Consider the following 19,264-nt stretch of genomic DNA (forward strand, 5'->3'; position numbering starts at 1 on the left):
CCGTCCACCTGCCGTCCGCACGGAGTGACCTGTGGACTTCCGTGTGGGGGTTGTGGGTGAACCCACATCACTTGTGGAGTCACACTACATCCGGCCCGGAAGTTGTCAACGCAAGATTTTCCGATCGTTACGCACGCGTGTCCGCGTCGTCCGTTTGAATGAGCGCTTTTGTCCGTTCCATTGGCCTTCTGCCACATGGCAGGTCTCGATATTCTGGAACTTCACTACATCTGGGGTGGCTTTGTGTAACGGATTCAACTTCCCCGTGACACGGTCTTGTAAGTTTGCTACAAACTGAAGCCAGCAAGCATCACGTACGACAGAGGAGCACGGTGAGCGAAGTGCGCAGCGGCCCCGAGCTGGTCGTCACGCCGGACGGGCTGACGAACCGCACGGGCCGGTACGAGAAGCGGCTGGCCGACCTCGAAGGCCTCTTTGCCGACGCCGGGGCGTTCGCCGCCCGCCTGGCCCAGGAGGCCGACCGGGTCATCTACCACGTCGACGAGTTCCGCCCGTCCGAGGCGGCCGGCGACCTCATCACCGGCATCTCCACGCTCTCGCCGGGCAAGGTCGGCGACGAGTTCCACATGACCCGTGGGCACATCCACGCCAAGCACGACCGGACCGAGATCTACCACTGCGTGGCCGGGCACGGCCTCATGCTGATGGAGACGCTCGACGGGCAGACCGTCGTCACCGAGCTGCGGCCGGGCGTCATCGCCTACGTCCCGCCGGTGCACATCCACCGCAGCGTCAACGTCGGCGACACCGATCTGGTCACCGTCTTCTGCTACCCGGCCGACGCCGGGCAGGACTACGGCATCATCGCCCGCGCCGGCGGCATGCGGCACCTGGCCGTCGGCGAGGCCGGGGACTGGCGCTTGAAGGAGAACCCCAACTATGTCGCCCGATGAGCTGACCGGCCGCGCCCTGGCCCGCATGGTCGACATCAGCGCGGTCCAGGCCCAGCACGGCCGCGCCGACGTCGAGGCCCTTGCCCGGCACGCCCTCGCGGGCGACTTCGTGGCCGCGCACGTGCTGCCGTCCTGGCTGCCGGTGCTGCGCCCGCTGCTGGCCGGGTCCACCACCAACGCCGGCTCGCCGGTCGGGTTCCCCTCCGGCGGCTCGGCCACCCCGATCAAGGTCGCCGAGGCAGGGTGGCTGATCGAGGCCGGCGTGCAGGAGATGGACGTCGTCATGAACGTCGGACTGGTGCGCTCGGGCGAGCTCGCCGCGGCCGGCCGGGACGTGGCGGCGGTGCTGTCGGCGGTCGGGGGCGCGGTGCCCGTGAAGGTCATCCTGGAGGTCGGGCTGCTCGACGAGGGGCAGCTTCGCGACGCCGCTCGCGCCGCCCTGGACGCCGGGGCCGCCTCGCTCAAGACCGGCACCGGCTGGCAGGGCGTGGCCACCACCCCGCGGCACGTCGAGATCATTCGCGCGGTCGCCGGCCCCGGGCCCGAGATCAAGGCATCCGGCGGCGTCCGCTCGCTGGAGCAGATCCGCGCGCTGCTCGCCGCCGGCGCCACCCGCTTCGGCATCAACACCGCCGTCGCCGTGCAGCTCGTTGCCGAGGCCGGTGCCTGATGCCCACCGTCCTCACCCCCGCCACCCTGGTCCCGGCCACCGCGCCGACCATGTACTTCGTCGGCGTCACCACCGGCTCCTCCGCCATCCACCGCGTCTTCGCCGCCTGGCGCCCCCTGCTCGGCCTCGACGGAGTCGAGCTGACCGGCATCGACGTCCCCGTCGGCGCGCCCGCCGCCGACTACCGCGCGGTCGTGGCCCACCTGCGCGACGACCCCCTCTCCCGCGGCGCCCTGGTCACCACCCACAAGCTCGACCTCTACGCCGCCACCCGGGACCAGCTGCGCGGCGTCAACGGCGACGCCGCGCGGCTGCACGAGGTCAGCGCCCTCGTCGCCGGCGACGGCCGCATCGACGGACTGGCGCTGGACACCATCACCAGCGAGCTGTCACTGCACGCGATCGTGCCCGCCCTCGCCGGGCGCGACGTGCTCGTCATGGGCGCGGGCGGCGCCGCCCTCGCGCTGTGCGACTACTTCGCCCACCGGGCCGGCCCCGACGCCCCCGCACGGGTGGTGGTCACCGACATCGCCGACGAGCGCCTGGCGGCCATCGTCAAGGCGACCGCCGGGGGCGACCCGGGCATCGCCTGGCAGTCCCGGCTGCTGGCCCGCGGCGACAACCACGACGCGCTGCTGGCCGAGCTGGCCCCCGGCGCGCTCGTGGTCAACGCGACCGGGATGGGCAAGGACCGGCCCGGCTCGCCGCTCAGCGACGCGGCCGTCTTCCCGCACGGCGGGGCGGTCTGGGAGTTCAACTACCGCGGCGAGCTGGACTTCCTGCGCCAGGCCCGGGCCCGCGCCGCCGCCGACGCGCTCACCGTCGAGGACGGGTGGCGGTACTTCGTGCACGGCTGGACCCGCGCCATCGACGCCGTCTTCGACCTCGGCCTGCCGACGGAGGGCGCCGGCTTCGACCGGCTCTACGACGCGGCGCAGGAGGTCCGGTGACCCTGCTGGCCCGCTGGCTCGGCCAGGCCGGGTTCGTGCTCACCGCGGGGGCGGCGCACCTCGCTATCGACCCGTATCTGTCCGACTCGCTCGCCGGGAAGTACGCCGGGCGCCTGTTTCCGCACATCCGCATGCGCCCCGCCCCGCTCGCCCCGCAGCAGCTGCCGCCGCTGGTCGCCGTGGTGTGCACCCACGCGCACACCGACCACATGGACCCCGCGACCCTGACCCCGCTCATGGCAGACCAGCCGCGGCTGCGCCTGGTCTGCCCGCGCGCCGTCGCCGGCGAGGCCCTGCGCCGCAGCGGCGCGGACGCGTCCCGGCTGGACCCGCTGCGCGCAGGCGAGCAGACCGGTTACGGCCCGTTCGCGGTCAGCGCGGTGCCCTCCGCCCACGAGGAGCGCGAGTTCGACGAGCACGGCGACGACCGGTTCCTCGGCTACGTCATCGACGCCGCCGGCACCAGGGTCTACCACTCCGGCGACTGCGTGCCCTGGGACGGCCTGGCCGAATGGCTGGGGAACATGGCCGTCGACGTGGCGCTGCTGCCGGTCAACGGGCGCGACGCGTACCGCCGCGACAACGGCGTGCCCGGCAACTTCACCTTCGAGGAGGCCGTGCGGCTGTGCGCCGCCGCCGGGATCGGCACCCTCGTCCCACATCATTGGGGCATGTTCGCCTTCAATACCGCTGATCCTGCCGAATTCGACTTCGGCCTCGCCGGGCGCCTCGGCGTCACCGTCCAGCTGCCGGTGCACAGCGCCACGATGGTCCTGCGGGGGCGTCGATGAACGGCCCGGCCGGCGGCCCCGTCCTCGTACGGATCAACCAGCACCTCGACCAGCTGCGCCGTTCCGAGCGCAAGGTCGCCGACGTGGTGCTGGCCAACCCGCGCGGCGTGGTGCAGATGACCCTGGCCGAGCTCGCCGAGGCGGCCGCGGTCAGCCAGCCCACGATCGTGCGCTTCGCCAACGCCATCGGCTGCGACGGCTTCCACGACTTCCGCATCCAGCTGGCGCAGAGCGTCGCCCTCGGCGTGCCGGCCACCCAGTCGGTCATCGAGGCCCAGGACGACACCGCCACCACGGTCGGCAAGATCTTCGACTTCTCCATCACCTCGCTGGACCACGTGCGCCGCCACCTCGATCTCGACGCGATCGGCCGGGCCGTGGACACCCTCGCCTCCTGCTCGCACATCGTGTTCATCGGCCTCGGCGCGTCCGGGATCGTGGCGATGGACGCCGAGCAGAAGTTCCCGCTCTTCGGTGTGCCGTGCTCGGCCCAGATCGACACCCACCAGCAGTTCCTGGCCGCCTCGACCAGCCGGCCCGGCACCGCGTTCGTGGCCATCTCCAACACCGGCCGCACCGTGTCCATCCTCGACACCGTGCGCGTCGCGCGGGAGCGCGGCGCCACCGTCATCGGCATCACCGGCGGCCCGTCGCCGCTGGCCGAGCTGTCCAACATCGCCATCGTCGTCGAGTCGCTGGACAACACCGACGTCTACACGCCGACGATCTCGCGCCTGGCCCAGCTCGTCGTCGTCGACATCCTCGCCACGATGGTGCTGCTGCGCCGCGAGGAGTCCGCGCTGGAGGACATCCGCACCATGAAGACGCGGCTGTCCCGGATGCGATCGGGGATGCCGCGCGCATGACGACACCTGATGTGGTCCTCGCCTTCGACCTCGGCACCGGCGGCTGCAAGGCCGCCCTCGTCGACGCCGCCGCGCGCGTGCTCGCCACCGCGTTCGTCGCCTACCCGACCGCCTATCCGGCCCCGGGCCGCCACGAGCAGCGCCCGGCCGACTGGTGGGCCGCCCTGGCCGCGGCGACGAGCCGGCTGCCGCTGTCCGGGCGCCGGGTCCGGGCCGTGGCACTGTCGGGTCACAGCCTGGCGATGGTGCCGGTCGACGCGGACGGCGCGCCGCTGCTGGAGTCCGTGCCCATCTGGTCGGACGTGCGCGGCGAGGCCGCCGCGACGGCCTTCTTCGGGCACCTGGCCGAGCACGACTGGTACGCGTCCACGGGCAACGGCTTCCCCGCCGGCATGTACACCGTGTTCAAGGCGGCCTGGCTGCGGTCCGGGACAGCGCTGGGCCCCCGGGTCGCGCGCATCCTGGGCAGCAAGGACTGGATCAACGCCCGGCTCACCGGCGTGCAGGCCACCGACCCCAGCTACGCCTCCGGGTCGGGCGCCTACGACCTGCTGACCCGCGCCCTGCGCCCGGACGTGTTCGCGGCGCTCGGCGTGCCGGCCGGCTGGTGGCCCGACATCGTCGCCTCCACCGCGGTCGTCGGCACCGTCACCGCGGCGGCCGCCGCCGAGACCGGCATCCCCGCCGGGGTGCCCGTCGTGGCCGGCGGCGTCGACAACTCCTGCATGGCCCTCGGCGCCGGGCTGGACCACCCCGGCGCCGCGTACCTGTCCCTGGGCTCGTCCAACTGGGTCACCGTCGCCGGCGCCGAGCCGGTCCTCGACGCCGTGCAGCGGCCGTTCGTCTTCGACCACGTGCTGCCCGGCCTCTACGTCTCGGCGCTGTCCACGTTCGGCGGCGGCAGCAGCCTCACCTGGCTGGCCGGCCTGCTCGGGCGGGACGGCGACCTCGACGCGCTGCTGGCCGAGGCGGCCGCGGCGCCCATCGGCGCCGCCGGCCTGACCTGCGTGCCGACGCTCGCCGGCGGGACCGTCGCGGAAGGCGGCCCCTCCGTGCGCGGCGCGCTCCTCGGGCTCGACCTCGGCCACACCCAGGGCCATGTCGCCCGCGCCGTCGTGGAGGGCATCGGCTTCAGCCTGGCCGACGCCGCCGCGGTGATGCTCGCCGGCGCGCCGCCCGGCGCCCCGATCACCGCCGTCGGCGGCGGTGCCCGCGGCGCCCTCCTGCTCCAGGTCCTCGCCGACCTGCTCGACCGGCCCGTCACCCGCCCCGCCGACGCCCAGCACTGCGCGGCGCTCGGCGCGGCGGCCCTGGGCTGGCTCGGCATCGGCGCCTGGGAGTCGACCGCCCCGCTGGCCGCCGGCACCGAGGCCGGCGAGGCCGACGTCGTCGCCCCGCGCGCCGGTGCGGCCGCCGACTACGCCCTGCCCCGGGCCCGCTTCCACGCCGCCCGCGCGGCCGTGCGGGCCCAGTCCGAAGTCACATAACGCTCTTGGAGTTCCACCATGTCCCTCGCTGATCCACGCCCCATCCTCGCCGTCGCCCGCGCCAGCGGGTACGGCGTCGGCGCCTTCAACACCACCCTGCTCGAACACGCCGAGGCGCTCGTCGCCGGCGCCGAGGCGGCCGAGGCGCCGCTCATCATGCAGATCAGCGAGAACGCGGTCCGCTACCACGGATCCCTGCGCCCGCTCGCCCTGGCCGCCCGGGCCCTCGCGGAGGCCGCGACGGTGCCGGTCGTGCTGCACCTGGACCACGCCGAGGACGTCGACCTGGTCCACGAGGCGGTCGACCTGGGCTTCACCTCGGTCATGTTCGACGGTTCCCGGCTCGACGACGCGCGCAACCGGGCCGTCACGGGCGAGGTCGTGGCCTTCTGCCACGCCGCCGGGGTCGCGGTCGAGGCCGAGCTGGGCGAGGTCGGCGGCAAGGACGGCGTGCACGCCCCCGGGGCGCGCACCGACCCCGGCGACGCCGCCGCGTTCGTGGCCGACACGGGCGTGGACTCCCTGGCCGTCGCCGTCGGCACCTCGCACGCCATGGCGACCCGCGACGCCGTCGTGGACGTGGAGCTGGTCGCGGCGATCGCGGCCCGGGTGCCGGTGCCCCTCGTGCTGCACGGCTCCTCCGGCGTCGACGACGAGACGCTGGCCCGGGTGGTGACCGCCGGCATGACGAAGGTCAACATCGCCACCCACCTGAACAAGTGCTTCACCGCCGTGGTCCGCGCCCGCCTGGAGGCCGACCCGAAGCTGATGGACGCCCGCAAGTACGTGGCCCCCGCCCGCGACGTCATGGCCGCCGAGGTCACCCGCCTCATCCGCGTGCTCAACCCCGTCGCGCCGGTCGTGGCCGCATGAAGGTCCTGGTCACGCCCCGCAGCATGTCGGCGGCGGGCTCGCCCGCACTGGACCGGCTCAGCGCCGCCGGCTACGAGATCGTCACCCCGTCGCCCGGGCGCCAGCCCACCACCGAGGAGCTGCTCGACGCGGTGCCCGGCGTGGTCGGCTGGGTCGCCGGCGTGGAGCCGATCGGCGCCGAGGTCCTGGCCCGCGCCGACCGCCTCCGCGTCATCAGCCGCAACGGGGCCGGCAGCGACGCGATCGACGCGCGCGCCGCGGAGGCGCACGGCGTGCGGGTCATCACCGCCCGGGGCGCCAACGCGCAGGGCGTCGCCGAGCTGGCCCTGGCGCTGACCCTGATGGGCCTGCGCGGCCTGCCGCAGGCGGCCGAAGCGCTGCGCTCGGGCACGTGGCAGCGCAGCACGGGCCGGGAGGCGGCCGGGCGCAGCCTGGGCATCGTCGGCTACGGCGCGATCGGGCGCCGCCTCGCCGGGCTGGCCCGCGGTCTCGGCATGACCGTGACGGCCCACGACCCGTTCGTCGACACCGCGGATGTACCGCTGGTGGCCCTCGACGAGCTGCTGCGCACGAGCGAGGTCGTGTCCCTGCACGTGCCCCCGTCCCCGGACGGGCCGCTGCTCGGCGCGGCCGAGCTGGCCCTGCTGCGCGACGACGTGGTGCTGCTCAACACGGCCCGCTCGACGCTGGTCGACGAGGCCGCCCTGCTGGCCGAGCTGCGCGCCGGGCGGATCGCGCTCTACTCGGTCGACGCCTTCGACCGCGAGCCGCCGGAGCCCTCCGAGCTGCTGCGCCAGCCCCGGGTGGTGCCGACGCCGCACCTGGGCGCGGCCACGGCCGAGAGTTCACGCCGCGCGGCCGAGGCCGCGGTGGACAACCTCCTCGCCGCCCTGGCCGCGTAGCCGCCGATCAGCTCTGGCCGCGTAGCCGCCGATCGGCTCTGGTCGCGCCGCCGTGCGTGACCAGAGCCGATCGTCGCCGCCGTCGCAGGTGTACCGCGAGATGTCCGCGTCTTTGACGGTCCCGGTTCCAGCGTCAGCATCTCGCCGTGGCGCATGGGGAGGTGCGATGAAACTCTGGTACGGGCCCCCGGCCCTTCGACTCTTCGTGGGCATCTGTTTCCTGGTGTTCGGCGCGATCGGCATGCTCGTCCTGATGGCGTCGTTCGTTCCGGCATGGCAGGCGACGCACGGTGGTGGCCGGACCGGAACCTTCACGCTCACCGAGTTCGAGGGGTGCGACCGGTTCGAGCCACCGGTGCAGCGGTGCGGCTGGTTCGGCGATTTCGTCAGCGATGACGGCGCCGAAGTCCGCAGCCGGCAGCGGTTGGCCGGAGGGCTGCCGAAGGGTGCGCAGGCCGGGGAGACGCTGCCCGCCCGGGCCGTCGGAGGCCCCGGGCTGATCTACCAGCTCGACGACACCAAGGGATTGGGACAGACGGTCAGCTTCCTCGCCGGATTCACGGTGATCTTCGTCGTCGGCCTGGTCCTGAGCCGGCCGTGGCGGTTCCGAGCGTGGCTTCGGTCGAGGTCCAGCCGACCTGTGCGGGCTTGACCGGGTGGCCGCCATTGGCGGGCTGTCGACGTGCCGATGCCGGTTCGGGACCTCGGGTACCGTGCCGGGGTGATCGAGGAGTTGATCCGCAGGGCCGGTTCGGGGGACCGCGACGCGGTCGCGGAGCTGGAGGCGATCGCCGACGACGTCGCCGGCCCGAAGCGCCTGGTGCCGTATCACGGGTTGTTGCTGGACGTCGGCGTGGTGTCGGCGCCGAAGCTGTACTGGTTTGCCGAAGCCGGCCTCGTCGCCCGCATCGTCGAGCAGGTCGACGCCGGGCAGGCACCCGAGCGGCTCAGCCAGCTGCTGCTGATCCTCACGAACACCTGCCATGTGCTCGCAGAGGCGGCGATGCGCCGCTGGGCGGTTCAGCCGCCGACCGAGCCCGCCGACGTGTACGTCCAGGCGCTGCGCGACGCGAACGAAGGCGGCTGGTTCGTCGACCACGAAGCCAACCGGCGGGACCTGTGCGGCACCGTCGCGTACGAATGGATCCTGCGCCCCTCGGAACAGCCTGCCGACACGCCGGCCTGCCCGTGGTGCTCGTCGATGCTGTGGACCGTCGCCGACCTGGACACCGCCGACCCCCTGATCGGTGCGGCGCTGGCACACACCGGTTGGACCGGCCGCCTCGTGGTGCGCACGTGCCCGGAGTGCTCCTTCATTGTGCCGCTGTACAGCCAGGTGACCTGGTACCTGCACGTCCACGCGCCGTGCGGCTTCGCCGCCGTCAACTACCAGCAGAGCTGACCGCGGGCACGCGCCCAGACCCAGGCGGTGACGGCCTCGGCGAGGGCGCCGAGGCGCCCGAAGAAGCCGCGGTTCCGCCGCACGGCGGACGATCCAAGCTTGAGGACATCACGTCAATGGGGATCGTGACCGCGATGCTGATGTCGCAGCGCACCTGGCCGGTCCCTGATGGCCTGCTTGTCGTGCCCGACGACCGCTCGGACCTCGCCGGGCCGCCCGGCGAGTTCCCGCGCGAGCGGGGTTCGCCGCCACTGGCGACGCGGTGGTGTTCGGTGTCGAACACATGCAGGTCGCCGACGTCACCGTCCGGGTCTTGGTCGGCGCGTCGATGCCGCCGGGGGCGGTCGGAGCCGTGGCGTCTCCGCAGGCGGAAAATCAGTGCCGTGACCTGTGTCGGGACTGGGATCTTGGTGGGGTGAGTCAGTACTTTCAGGTCGGCGACCTCGTGCTGTGGAATCCGGCCCATGCGGTCGCGAAGCTGTTCGCCCGCATGACCGAGGCGATGGTGCCGGTCGCCGGGTGCCCCTCAGGCGTTGGACCGGACGTAGGGCGGGATGAGTACGAGGTCGACCCGGACGCGTTCGCGGCGTTCGTGGACGCGCTCACCGCGCGGTACCTGGCGACGAACCACCCTGTCCTCACGACGATGCTGGAGGGTTACCTGCCCGCCGCGCTCGTGATGGTCCAGCGCAGCGGCCGTGACGTGCCGGCGCTCGAACTGCCGGTGGTGCGGGACAACCGGGACATCTCACTCAACCGCGATGCGTTCGACCCGGACGGCGACCGGCTGCGCCTCCTGCGGCTGGCCGAGCAGCACGCGCAGGCGATGCCACGGTAGAGCCGTCGCGCTGCGGCGGGCGGTCAGCCGGCGTACCAGTCGAACAGGGTCCAGCCGGGCGGCGACTGCTCCGGGAAGTACCGCGCGTCGGTGGCGAGGTAGGCGACGCCCGCGTACAGGTACGCGATGAGGAGCAGCCACTGGACCGACCCGAGCGTCTTGATCGGCACCGATGCAGCATACGGCCCGGCACACCAGAAGCGCCGAAGCCGTCAGGGCAGTTCCATCGGGCCGAGGGTGTTCACCGGGGAGTGCGGGCGTTGGCCGGTCAGGACGCGGACGGCTTCCTCGGTGGCGACGGTGCGGACCGTACGCAGGGACTGTTCGGAGTAGTAGGCGGCGTGCGGGGTGACGATGGCGTTCGGGAGGTGCAGGAGCGGGTTGTCCGGCTGCCAGTCGCGCTGCTTGGCCGGCTCCTCCTCCAGGTCGTCGAGGGCGGCCGCGGCGATGGTGTGGTTGGTGAGGGCGTGGGCGAGGGCGGTGTCGGAGACGATCGGGCCGCGGGCGGTGTTGACGAGGATGGCGGTCGGCTTCATGCGGGCGAGGGTCGCCTCGTCGAAGAGGTGGTGGGTGTGCGGGGTCAGCGGGGCCTGGATGACCAGGTAGTCGGAGTCGGCGACGAGCTCGTCGAAGGAGACCGGGCGGACCCCGGCGGCACGCAGGGTGTCGGCGTCCACGAACGGGTCGTGGCTGACGAGGTCGACGCCGAACGGGCGGGCGCGCTCGGCGATCAGCTGGGCGATGGCGCCGAAGCCCAGGATGCCGAAGACGCGGCCGCGCAGGCGCCAGATCGGGGCGCCGGACTGCCATTGCCAGGTGCCGGCGCGGGTGGCGTTGGCGTACGAGACGATGTTGCGGACAACGGACAGCCACAGGGCGATGGCGTGGTCGGCGACCTCGTCGGCGCACCAGTCGTTGGGGGCGTTGGTGACCTGGATGCCGAGGCGGGTGGCGGCGTCGACGTCCACGATGTCGACGCCGGTGCCGTAGCGGGCGATGACCCGGCAGTTGGGCAGGTGCTGCATCGCGGTCGCGCCGATGTGGGCGTACTGGGTGAGGATGCCGTCGGCGGACCGGCCGTAGCGGATGACCTCCTCCTCGGTCTTGCACTGGCGCGATTCCAGGCGGAAGCCGGCCGAGGAGGCGATGTCGCGCTCGATCGAGACGTCGCCGAAGTCGGAGTCCGCGATCATGATCGTGCCCGTCGCGCCGGAGCCACCGGGGCCGGGGCCGTAGTCAGTGGGAGTCACGGGGCAGTCCTTTCGTGTGCACGATGTCCTGGTACTCGACGGCGAAGTCCAGGCAGCTACCGGTGTCCATCTGGCCGGTGTACGCCCGGAAGAGCTCCTGCCAGGGCGTCTGGTCGACGCGTGGCGGCGGGATGTAGGCGTTCCAGCGCTCGGTGATCTCCGCGTCGGTGAGCGCGACGTCCAGCCGGTGGTTGGGGATGTCGAGGGTGACGCGGTCGCCCGTGCGCAGGATCGCCAGGTTGCCGCCGATGGCGGCCTCGGGGCTGGCGTTGAGGATCGACGGGGCGTCGGACGTGCCGCTCTGCCGGCCGTCGCCGAGCGTCGCGAGCGCCCGGACACCCCGCAGGATGAGAGCGGCGGGCGGCTGCATGTTCACCACCTCGGCGGAGCCGGGGTAGCCGATCGGCCCGGTGTTGCGCACGACGAGCAGGCTGCCCTCGTCGATGTCCAGCGACGGGTCGTCGATGCGCCGGTGGTAGTCCTCGGGCCCTTCGAAGACGACCGCGCGCCACGTCACCGTGGGTGCGGGCAGGAAGGCCGAGGACGCCACCGACATCTTCATCATCGCCGAGCGGAAGAGGTTGCCGTGCAGCACGAGGAAGCCGCCGCGCGGCGAGAACGCGTCGTCCACCGAGGTGGCGACCACCGCCGGGTCCGTGGAGCCGGAGGCGTTCTCGGCGATCGTCCGGCCGTTCACCGTCAGCACGTCGGGGTGCAGCCGCCCGGCGGCGAGCAGTGTCCGGATCACGGCCGGCACGCCGCCGGCGCGGTGGAAGTCCTCGCCGAGGTACGTGCCGGCCGGCGCGCAGTTGACGAGGACCGGCACGCTGCCGCCGACGGCCTCCCAGTCGTCGTTCGACAGGGAGATCCCGGTGTGGCGGGCGATCGCGTTGAGGTGGATGGGGCAGTTCGTCGAGCCGGCGATGGCGGCGGTGACGACGATCGCGTTCTCGAACGCCTCCCGGGTCATGATGGAGCGTGGCGTGACGTCGTTCCTGACGAGGTCCACCGCGCGGTGCCCGGTGTCGTACGCGATCTGTCCCCGCTCCCGGTGCGGTGCCGGGATCGCGGCGCAGCCGGGCAGTGACATGCCGAGCGCCTCGGCGATGCTGTTCATCGACAGGGCGGTGCCCATCGTGTTGCAGTGCCCGACGCTCGGCGCGGAGCACGCCACCCGGTCCATGAACTCGGCGTAGTCGATCTTCCCGGCGGCGAGGAGGCGGCGCGACTGCCAGATGACGAGGCCCGACCCCGCGCGTTCGTCGCCGATGTACCCGTTGAGCATCGGCCCGCCCGAGAGCACGATCGCGGGCAGGTTGACGGTGCCGGCCGCCATGAGGCACGCCGCGGTCGTCTTGTCGCAGCCGGTGGTGAGCACGACCCCGTCGAGCGGGTACCCGTACAGGATCTCGACCAGGCCCAGGTAGGCGAGGTTGCGGTCGAGGGCGGCGGTGGGGCGTTTGCCGGTCTCCTGCAGCGGATGCACCGGGAACTCCAGGGGGATGCCGCCGGCGTCGCGGATCCCGTCGCGGACCCGGCCGGCCAGCTCGACGTGGTGCCGGTTGCACGGCACCAGGTCGCTGCCGGTCTGCGCGATGCCGATGATCGGCCGGCCCGACTGGAGCTCGGCGCGGGTGAGGCCGAAGTTGAGGTACCGCTCCAGGTACAGCGCGGTCATGTCGGGGTTGGCGGGGTTGTCCCACCACTGCCGGCTCCGCAGTTCCACGGTCACACCCCACCGGAGAAGGCCGGATACTCCGACAGCGGCACGAGGTCTTTGGCCCAGGCCTCCAGCACGGGCGTGACCACCCGCCACGACTGCTCGGCCTCGTCGGCGCGGATGGACAGGGCCGGGTCGCCGTTGAGCACGTCGAGCAGCAGCCGCCCGTACGGTGGCAGGTCCGCGGGCGCGGGCGTGGCGGCGAGGGTGAGCGGGGTGAGCACGTCGCCGCTGGTCGTGGTGCCCGTCAGGTGCAGCGACACGGATTCCGGCTCGAGGCCGAAGCGCAGCACGTTGGGCGTCGCCTGGGCGTCGCCGGCGAAGGGCAGGTGCGGCACGGCCCGGAAGTGGATCGCGACCTCCTGCCGGTCGGTGCGCAGCGCCTTGCCGGTTCGCAGCCGGAAGGTCGTGTCGCGCCAGCGCCAGTTGTCGATCTCCAGCAGCACCTCCGCGAACGTCTCGGTGCGGTGCAGCGGGTCGACGCCCGGCTCGTCGACGTAGGCGGGCACTCCCCCACCGGCGGTGTACCGGGCCCGCCGCGACCGTTCGGCGGCGTCGTGCAGGGTCAGCGGGCGGATCGAGCGCAGCACGTCCATCTTGCGGTCGCGCAGGTCCCGGTCGCCGAGGCTGATCGGCGGCTCCATCGCGACCAGGCACAGCAGCTGCAGCAGGTGGTTCTGCAGCATGTCCTTGAGGGCGCCGACGCCGTCGTAGTAGCCGGCCCGGCCCTCGAGGGTGAGGGACTCGTCCCAGATGATGTCGACGCGCTCGATGTGGGCGCTGCTCCACAGCGGTTCGAGGACCCGGTTGGCCAGCCTGACCCCGAGCAGGTTCAGGACCGTGCCCATCGCCAGGAAGTGGTCGACGCGGAAGATGCTGCGCTCCGGGTACAGCCGCGACAACAGCCCATTGAGCTCGATGGCGTCGGCGAGGCTCTCCCCGAACGGCTTCTCCAGCACGACGGTGCTGCCGCTCGCGGTCCCGGCCGCGTGCAGCGCCGACACCGTGGCCGGGAAGATGGACGGAGGCAGCGCCAGGTACGCGGCGATCGGCCGGTCGTGCGGGATCACGGGGGCGAGCGCGGCGGGGTCGGTGACGTCGGCCCGGTGGTAGCGGCAGCCGGCCACCACCTCGCGCCTGCGCTCCGCCGAGAGGTCGGGGGCGTGCCGGTCCAGTTGCGCGGCCGCCCACGCGTGGAAGGCGTCGCCGGTCATGTCTTCCCGCCCGACGGCGGTGACCCGGAACCCGTCGCCGAGGTGCCCGCCGGCCCGCAGCGCACCGAGGGCGGGCAGCAGGAACCGGGCGGTCAGGTCCCCGGTCGCGCCCAGGATCACCAGATCGTCGATGCGCACGGACATCAGGAGGCCCCCGCCATGGCTCGGGAAAGGTTGACCCCGCTGGCGATCACGCCGATGTGGCTGAACGCCTGCGGGAAGTTGCCGGCGAACTCGCCGGTCGCCGGGTCGATCTGCTCGGGCAGCAGGCCGAGCGGGCTGGCCCTGTCGCACAGCGACGCGTAGAGCGACGAGGCCTCCTCCAGGCGTCCCTGGCCGGTGAGGTTGTCGACGAGCCAGAAGCTGCACAGCAGGAACGCGCCCTCGTCGCCCGGGATGCCGTCCGGGGACTCGTCGTGGCGATACCGGTGCAGCAGCCCGCCGCCGGCGCCGAGCCGCTCGGTGACGGCCTTCGTGGTCGCCACCATCCGCGGGTGGTCGGCCTGGATCACCCGCCGCAGCGGCAGGGCGAGCAGGCTCGCGTCGACCCCGCCGCCGTCGCCCAGGTGCTCGGTGATGGTCTGCGCGCGGTCGTCCCACGCGTCCTCGACGATCGCGCGGCGGATCTCCTTCGCGGTCGCCCGCCACTGCGGTGCCGGACCGGGCAGGTCGAGCCGCTCGGCCATGGCGACCGCCCGCTCGAGCGCCACCTGGCACATGGCCGCGGAGTAGGTGTAGACGTGCCCCTCGCTGCGAACCTCCCAGATGCCCTGGTCGGGCTGCCGCCACGAGCGTGCGGCGGCGTCGGCGAGGCCGGCGAGACCGTGCCACAGCCCGGGCTCGACCAGGCCGCCGGCCCGGGACCACTGGTCGGCGCAGTCGAGGATCTCGCCGTAGACGTCGTGCTGGCGCTGGTCGGCGGCGCCGTTGCCCCAGCGGACCGGCGCCGAGTCGCGGTAGCCGCGCAGGCCCGGGTCGACCCGTTCGTCGGGCACCGGCCCGCCGTCCGGCGTGTACATGATCCTCGGCCGGCGGCTCTGCTCGAACGCGTCCAGGACCCAGCCGAGGAACGCGTCGGCCTCCCCGCCGAAGCCGATGCGGCGCATCGCGAAGACGGCGAACGCGGCGTCGCGGATCCAGGTGTACCGGTAGTCCCAGTTGCGCACGCCGCCGATCGGCGCCGGCAGCGACGACGTCGGCGCCGCCACGATCGAGCCGTTGACCCAATGGTCGCACAGTTTGAGCGTGATGGCGGCCCTGCGGACCAGGGCCTCCTGCGGCCCGTCGTAGGCGAAGCCGGTCATCCAGCGCCGCCACGCCGCGGCCGTCTGCCGGAGGCTCTCGCCGGCGTCGATACGGTGGTGGCGGTGGACCCGCCCCCACGACAGCACCAGCTCCATCCGTTCGCCGTGGCGCATGGTGTACCGGTTGCGCAGCCCGCCGCTGAGCGGGTGGCTGGACCGCAGGTGCAGCCGCACGCCGGGCAGCAGCGCCGCCTGGATCTCCAGACCGCCGAGCGCGGCCCGGGCGGTGGCTCCGCCGTGCGGCTCCAGGTCGACCCGCAGCTCGGCCGTGCCGTCCAGCACCTCGACGAGCCGCACCAGCTCACCCCGGCCGGCGGGCGTGTCGTCGTCGAGGTCCGCCCCGTTGCGCAGGGCGAGTGCGTCCGTCAGCCGCACCAGCCCGGTCGCGGTCCGCAGCTCGGTCACCAGGACGCCGGTGTCGGCCTGGTACCGCTGCCGCGCCTCGACCACACCGTCCGGCGCCACCTCGAACCGCCCGCCACCGGTGCGGTCCAGCAGCCCGCAGAACAGCGGATCCGAGTCGAACCCGGGCACGCACAGCCAGACGACGCGGCCGTCCAGCCCGACGAGCGCGGCGGTCTCGCCGTCCCCGATCAGCCCGAGATCCTCCAGCGCCGGAAATCCGTCCCGCGGGCGCACCGGCCGAAACGCCGGCTCCGTATCCACCATGTCCTGCCCTCCACGGCTGCGTGGTTCCGGCGCCGCACTACCCGCCCGCGACGACCCGTAACGTCACGGGTAGGCGGGGAGAGCGGCGTCGGTGGCCAGGCGCTTCGTGCCGCTGACCATGGACCGCTGCACCGCTGCGGTGGCGAAGAGCCGGTTGCGCAGGGCGAGGCCCCAGCCGGTGGCGGGGGCCAGGAACTTGCCGGGGTTGGCGCCCTTCTGCCACCGGCCCGCGTATGCGCGCATGCGCTGCTCGTAGGCGGCGAACGCGGTCCGGTGGTCGCCCCGGGCGGCGGCGAGCTCGCCGGCGAGGACGTGGGCGCCGACGAGGCCGGTGCCCACCCCCATGCCGCCGAGGGTGACACCCCAGGCGGCGTCGCCGAGCAGCGCGATCCGCCCGTGCGTCCAGCTCGGGGCGCTGATCCGGGCGATGGCGTCGAAGTACAGGTCGGGGGCGTCCGGCAGCGTGTCGAGCAGGGCCGGCACGTGCCAGGGCAGGCCGGCGAAGGTGTGCGCGACGAGCTTCTTCTGCGCGTCCTGGTCGTGCCAGTCGACGTCCGCGCCGCCGTCTGCGTCACCCGTACGGAAGATCACCAGAGCCGTGGCGCGCGAAGGGTCGTGCGGGTCGACGGTGATGCTCGCCGTCCGGCCGGGCACGGTGAAGTAGCGGCTCGCTCCGGGTGGCCCGAACGTGTTCGGCAGCTCCCATCCGGCGATGTGGTAGCCGAGCGGGCGGACGAAGCGCTCCTCGGGTCCGAACGCCAACCGGCGGACGGCCGAGTGCATCCCGTCGGCCCCGACGACCAGGTCGAAGACGCGGGTGCCGGCGGCGCGGAACCGGGCCCGCACCTCGGACCCCGTGTCGTGCAGGTCGGTGACGGTGTCGCCGAACAGGTACTCGACCCGGTCCAGGCCGCGGTCGTACAGGGCGCGCGACAGGTCCCGCCGGTACACCTCCAGCTCGCCGCCGGAGAACGTGGCCGGCAGCGTGAAGATCTCCCGGTCGTCCTCGTCGACGCAGGTCATGGCGCTGCCGTGGGTCTGGCGGGCGCGCAGCTCGGCAAGGACGCCGAGCCGCTCCAGCACGGCCAGGTGGGTCGGGCCGCGGAAGTCGACGGCGAAGCCGCTGCGGCGCAGCCGGGGTGCGACCTCCACGACGGTGACCCGTGCGCCGTGCTCGGCGAGCCGGAGGGCGAGGGCGGGTCCGGCCACCCCGGCGCCGCTGACCAGCACACGGAGGGAACGGAGCGCGGTTGCGGACATGACATTCTCCAAACTGTGTCCGTCGGATACAGATTATGCTAGACACAGTTCCGAGTGGAAGGCAACCATGCGAGATCTGGTGAGGCTGCTGTGGGAGCCGGCGGAGGCGCCCCGGCGGGGGCCGAGGCCGACGTTGACGGTGGAGACCATCGCCCGCGCGGGGATCGCCGCGGCCGACGCCGACGGGCTGGCCGCGACCACGATGCAGCGCGTCGCCGAGAGCCTGGGCGTGACGAAGATGGCGCTGTACCGGTACGTCCCGGGCAAGACCGAGTTGGTGGCCCTGATGCTCGACGCCGCCATCGGCGCGCCGCCGGACCCGGTGCCGGGCGCGACCTGGCGGGAAATTCTCGACGCCTGGGCGAAGGCGCTGTTCGCGCGGTTCTGCGAGCATCCCTGGGCCTTGGAGGCCGCCGTGGGCGCGCGCGTGATGGGCCCATGCGAGCTGACCTGGCTGGAGCGTGCGGTCGCCGCCCTGACCGGCACGGGGCTGCACGGCGGCGAGATGCTCGACGTGGCGGCCACGCTCAGCGGCCACGTCCGCAACCTGGCCCAGCAGATGTCGGCGGCGACCGCGCCGGAAGCCCTGGAGAGCGAGCTGGGCGGGCCGATGATGGCCGTGCTCGCCGGGCGTCAGGACCGGTTCCCGGCGGTGACCGCCGCCTTCGCCTCGATGCGGACGACCGGCGGGCAGGATCAGGCGCTCGACTTCGGGCTCGCCCGCATCCTCGACGGCGTCGGCCTGCTCATCGACACCCGCCGGAGCTGATCGACGGACCGGACGGCTCACCGGCGCGGTCCTCGATCAGCGCCGGTGAGGAGCCGTTCTCGATCAGCGCCGGTGAGGAGCCGTCGAGCCGTCCCGTCACCAGCCGGACGACCCCTACGCGAGGTGACTGATCCGACCGCCGGTGGTCGGGTGCTGCTCGTACGCGCTCTCGGCGTGGATGGCCAGGTCGAGGCCGCCGCGCTCGTGCTCCGGCGCGACCCGGAAGCCGACGGTGCGGTCGACGGCCTTCGCGACGAGCCACGTGACGGCGAACGCGTAGACGGCGACGACCAGCACCGCGAGCGCCTGCCGGCCCAGCAGCCCGACGCCGCCGCCGAACACCAGGCCGTCCGGGTCGCCGGTGACCGTCGCGGTCGCGAGGACCCCGATGAGCACCATGCCGATGAGGCCGCCGACGCCGTGCACCCCGACGACGTCCAGCGAGTCGTCGTAGCCCAACTTGTACTTCAGGCCGACGGCGTAGCAGCAGGCCACGCCCGCGACGAGGCCGATGATCAGGGCGCCGAGCGGGTTGACGGATCCGCACGACGGGGTGATCCCGACCAGGCCGGCGACCGCACCCGAGGCCGCGCCGAGCGTGGTCGGGTGGCCGTCGCGCCAGCGTTCCACGATCAGCCAGCCGCCGACGGCGGCGGCGCCGGCGACCTGCGTGTTGAAGAACGCGGTCGAGGCGACGCCGCCGGTGGTCAGCGCGGAGCCGGCGTTGAACCCGAACCAGCCGAACCACAGCAGGCCCGCCCCGAGGATCACCAGCGGGAGACTGTGCGGTCGCATCGCTTCGGTGCGGAAGCCCAGGCGCGGCCCGAGCACGAGCGCGAGGGCGAGCGCGGACACACCGGAGTTGACCTCCACGACGGTGCCGCCGGCCAGGTCCAGGATGCGCAGGTGGGTGGCGATCCAGCCACCGCCGAACACCCAGTGCGCGATCGGCACGTACACCAGCAGCACCCACAGCGCGACGAACCCCACCCAGGCGCCGAACCTGGCACGGTCGGCGATCGCCCCGCTCAGCAGGGCCGCGGTGATGATGGCGAACATCAGCTGGAACCCGGCGAACGCCATGGTCGGCACCGAGCCGGTGCGGTCGGTGGGGCCGATCCCGGCCATGCCCACGTGGTCGAGGGACCCGATGAGACCGCCGGCGGAGTCCTTGCCGAACGCGAGCGAGTAGCCGGCGACGACCCACACGACGGTGACGACCGCGAGGCAGGCGAACGACATCATGAGCATGTTGAGGGCGCTCTTGATGCGCACCATGCCGCCGTAGAACAGCGCCAGCCCCGGCACCATCAGCAACACCAGCGCCGCGCTCACCAGCAACCAGGCGGTGTCGCCCGCGCTGAACCCCTCCGGCATCGACGGAC

At 73.1% G+C, this 19,264-nt stretch carries 19 protein-coding genes; 12 read left to right on the forward strand and 7 right to left on the reverse strand.

What is annotated here, in order from left to right; all coding sequences use genetic code 11:
* The first annotated feature begins 332 nt into the window (after positions 1-332).
* The 11 genes from ACFY3L_RS04825 (at position 333) to ACFY3L_RS04875 (ending at position 9,693) form a co-directional block, all read left to right on the forward strand.
* On the forward strand, positions 333-914 hold the full coding sequence (locus ACFY3L_RS04825; RefSeq protein ID WP_389318741.1) for a glucose-6-phosphate isomerase family protein: 582 nt from the start codon (positions 333-335) through the stop codon (positions 912-914).
* Positions 901-1,584, forward strand: coding sequence for a deoxyribose-phosphate aldolase (deoC, locus tag ACFY3L_RS04830; protein WP_389318743.1), 684 nt, complete (start codon positions 901-903; stop codon positions 1,582-1,584). The genes ACFY3L_RS04825 and deoC overlap by 14 nt, the downstream gene beginning before the upstream one ends.
* Positions 1,584-2,534 carry a hypothetical protein gene (locus tag ACFY3L_RS04835; RefSeq protein ID WP_389318745.1) on the forward strand — a complete coding sequence of 317 codons (951 nt, stop codon included), beginning with the start codon at positions 1,584-1,586 and terminating at the stop codon, positions 2,532-2,534. The genes deoC and ACFY3L_RS04835 overlap by 1 nt, the downstream gene beginning before the upstream one ends.
* A complete protein-coding gene (locus tag ACFY3L_RS04840) occupies positions 2,531-3,325 on the forward strand; it encodes an MBL fold metallo-hydrolase (protein ID WP_389318747.1) in 795 nt (264 codons plus the stop codon). Before ACFY3L_RS04835 ends, ACFY3L_RS04840 begins: the two co-directional genes overlap by 4 nt.
* Positions 3,322-4,191 (forward strand): SIS domain-containing protein, encoded by an 870-nt coding sequence (locus ACFY3L_RS04845; RefSeq protein ID WP_389318748.1) that lies wholly within the window; start codon positions 3,322-3,324, stop codon positions 4,189-4,191. Before ACFY3L_RS04840 ends, ACFY3L_RS04845 begins: the two co-directional genes overlap by 4 nt.
* Positions 4,188-5,678, forward strand: coding sequence for an FGGY family carbohydrate kinase (locus ACFY3L_RS04850; protein ID WP_389318750.1), 1,491 nt, complete (start codon positions 4,188-4,190; stop codon positions 5,676-5,678). The genes ACFY3L_RS04845 and ACFY3L_RS04850 overlap by 4 nt, the downstream gene beginning before the upstream one ends.
* 18 nt (positions 5,679-5,696) lie before the next feature.
* Entirely contained in the window at positions 5,697-6,551 is an 855-nt protein-coding gene (locus ACFY3L_RS04855) for a ketose-bisphosphate aldolase (RefSeq protein WP_389318752.1), read from the forward strand.
* Positions 6,548-7,453: an NAD(P)-dependent oxidoreductase gene (locus tag ACFY3L_RS04860; RefSeq protein ID WP_389318754.1), complete on the forward strand. Its 906-nt coding sequence runs from the start codon at positions 6,548-6,550 to the stop codon at positions 7,451-7,453. Before ACFY3L_RS04855 ends, ACFY3L_RS04860 begins: the two co-directional genes overlap by 4 nt.
* A 166-nt stretch (positions 7,454-7,619) precedes the next feature.
* On the forward strand, positions 7,620-8,105 hold the full coding sequence (locus ACFY3L_RS04865; RefSeq protein ID WP_389318756.1) for a hypothetical protein: 486 nt from the start codon (positions 7,620-7,622) through the stop codon (positions 8,103-8,105).
* 69 nt (positions 8,106-8,174) lie between these two features.
* The gene (locus ACFY3L_RS04870; protein ID WP_389318757.1) at positions 8,175-8,855 is read left to right on the forward strand and encodes a hypothetical protein; all 681 of its coding nucleotides are present in this window, start codon (positions 8,175-8,177) and stop codon (positions 8,853-8,855) included.
* 283 nt (positions 8,856-9,138) lie between these two features.
* Complete coding sequence (locus ACFY3L_RS04875; RefSeq protein WP_389318759.1) at positions 9,139-9,693, forward strand: DUF6086 family protein; 555 nt, start codon at positions 9,139-9,141, stop codon at positions 9,691-9,693.
* 23 nt (positions 9,694-9,716) lie between these two features.
* Here ACFY3L_RS04875 and ACFY3L_RS04880 read toward each other — a convergent pair whose 3' ends face one another.
* The 6 genes from ACFY3L_RS04880 to ACFY3L_RS04905 all read right to left on the reverse strand — a co-directional run bounded on the left by ACFY3L_RS04880 (position 9,717) and on the right by ACFY3L_RS04905 (position 17,110).
* A complete protein-coding gene (locus ACFY3L_RS04880; protein ID WP_389318761.1) occupies positions 9,717-9,863 on the reverse strand; it encodes a hypothetical protein in 147 nt (48 codons plus the stop codon).
* Positions 9,864-9,905: 42 nt separating this feature from the next.
* Entirely contained in the window at positions 9,906-10,943 is a 1,038-nt protein-coding gene (locus ACFY3L_RS04885) for a C-terminal binding protein (protein ID WP_389318762.1), read from the reverse strand.
* Positions 10,930-12,669 (reverse strand): IlvD/Edd family dehydratase, encoded by a 1,740-nt coding sequence (locus tag ACFY3L_RS04890; RefSeq protein ID WP_389318764.1) that lies wholly within the window; start codon positions 12,667-12,669, stop codon positions 10,930-10,932. Before ACFY3L_RS04890 ends, ACFY3L_RS04885 begins: the two co-directional genes overlap by 14 nt.
* A gap of 2 nt (positions 12,670-12,671) precedes the next feature.
* Positions 12,672-14,015, reverse strand: a complete 1,344-nt coding sequence (locus ACFY3L_RS04895; protein ID WP_389318766.1) for a glucose-6-phosphate dehydrogenase — start codon at positions 14,013-14,015, stop codon at positions 12,672-12,674.
* A 5-nt stretch (positions 14,016-14,020) separates the two neighbouring features.
* Positions 14,021-15,850, reverse strand: a complete 1,830-nt coding sequence (locus tag ACFY3L_RS04900) for a glycoside hydrolase family 15 protein (protein ID WP_389318768.1) — start codon at positions 15,848-15,850, stop codon at positions 14,021-14,023.
* 63 nt (positions 15,851-15,913) lie between these two features.
* Positions 15,914-17,110 carry an FAD-dependent monooxygenase gene (locus ACFY3L_RS04905; RefSeq protein ID WP_389318770.1) on the reverse strand — a complete coding sequence of 399 codons (1,197 nt, stop codon included), beginning with the start codon at positions 17,108-17,110 and terminating at the stop codon, positions 15,914-15,916.
* A gap of 67 nt (positions 17,111-17,177) precedes the next feature.
* Between ACFY3L_RS04905 and ACFY3L_RS04910 the strand changes: the two genes are divergently transcribed.
* The gene (locus ACFY3L_RS04910) at positions 17,178-17,879 is read left to right on the forward strand and encodes a TetR/AcrR family transcriptional regulator (protein WP_389318771.1); all 702 of its coding nucleotides are present in this window, start codon (positions 17,178-17,180) and stop codon (positions 17,877-17,879) included.
* Positions 17,880-17,993: 114 nt separating this feature from the next.
* Here the strand turns inward: ACFY3L_RS04910 and ACFY3L_RS04915 are convergent, their stop codons facing one another.
* A complete protein-coding gene (locus ACFY3L_RS04915) occupies positions 17,994-19,256 on the reverse strand; it encodes an ammonium transporter (RefSeq protein ID WP_389318773.1) in 1,263 nt (420 codons plus the stop codon).
* Positions 19,257-19,264: the final 8 nt, after the last annotated feature.

Origin of the sequence: Dactylosporangium sp. NPDC000521, assembly GCF_042898305.1 — a bacterium.
Taxonomy (GTDB): Bacteria; Actinomycetota; Actinomycetes; order Mycobacteriales; family Micromonosporaceae; genus Dactylosporangium.

What these genes read in the sequence shown, in the direction of transcription:
- ACFY3L_RS04850 (WP_389318750.1), top strand. Translation starts at nt 4,188, where the DNA reads ATGACGACACCTGATGTGGTCCTCGCCTTCGACCTCGGCACCGGCGGC.
- ACFY3L_RS04875 (WP_389318759.1), top strand. Translation starts at nt 9,139, where the DNA reads ATGCAGGTCGCCGACGTCACCGTCCGGGTCTTGGTCGGCGCGTCGATG.
- ACFY3L_RS04860 (WP_389318754.1), top strand. Translation starts at nt 6,548, where the DNA reads ATGAAGGTCCTGGTCACGCCCCGCAGCATGTCGGCGGCGGGCTCGCCC.
- ACFY3L_RS04900 (WP_389318768.1), bottom strand. Translation starts at nt 15,850, where the DNA reads ATGGTGGATACGGAGCCGGCGTTTCGGCCGGTGCGCCCGCGGGACGGA.
- deoC (WP_389318743.1), top strand. Translation starts at nt 901, where the DNA reads ATGTCGCCCGATGAGCTGACCGGCCGCGCCCTGGCCCGCATGGTCGAC.
- ACFY3L_RS04865 (WP_389318756.1), top strand. Translation starts at nt 7,620, where the DNA reads ATGAAACTCTGGTACGGGCCCCCGGCCCTTCGACTCTTCGTGGGCATC.
- ACFY3L_RS04845 (WP_389318748.1), top strand. Translation starts at nt 3,322, where the DNA reads ATGAACGGCCCGGCCGGCGGCCCCGTCCTCGTACGGATCAACCAGCAC.
- ACFY3L_RS04835 (WP_389318745.1), top strand. Translation starts at nt 1,584, where the DNA reads ATGCCCACCGTCCTCACCCCCGCCACCCTGGTCCCGGCCACCGCGCCG.
- ACFY3L_RS04855 (WP_389318752.1), top strand. Translation starts at nt 5,697, where the DNA reads ATGTCCCTCGCTGATCCACGCCCCATCCTCGCCGTCGCCCGCGCCAGC.
- ACFY3L_RS04910 (WP_389318771.1), top strand. Translation starts at nt 17,178, where the DNA reads ATGCGAGATCTGGTGAGGCTGCTGTGGGAGCCGGCGGAGGCGCCCCGG.
- ACFY3L_RS04905 (WP_389318770.1), bottom strand. Translation starts at nt 17,110, where the DNA reads ATGTCCGCAACCGCGCTCCGTTCCCTCCGTGTGCTGGTCAGCGGCGCC.
- ACFY3L_RS04915 (WP_389318773.1), bottom strand. Translation starts at nt 19,256, where the DNA reads ATGCCGGAGGGGTTCAGCGCGGGCGACACCGCCTGGTTGCTGGTGAGC.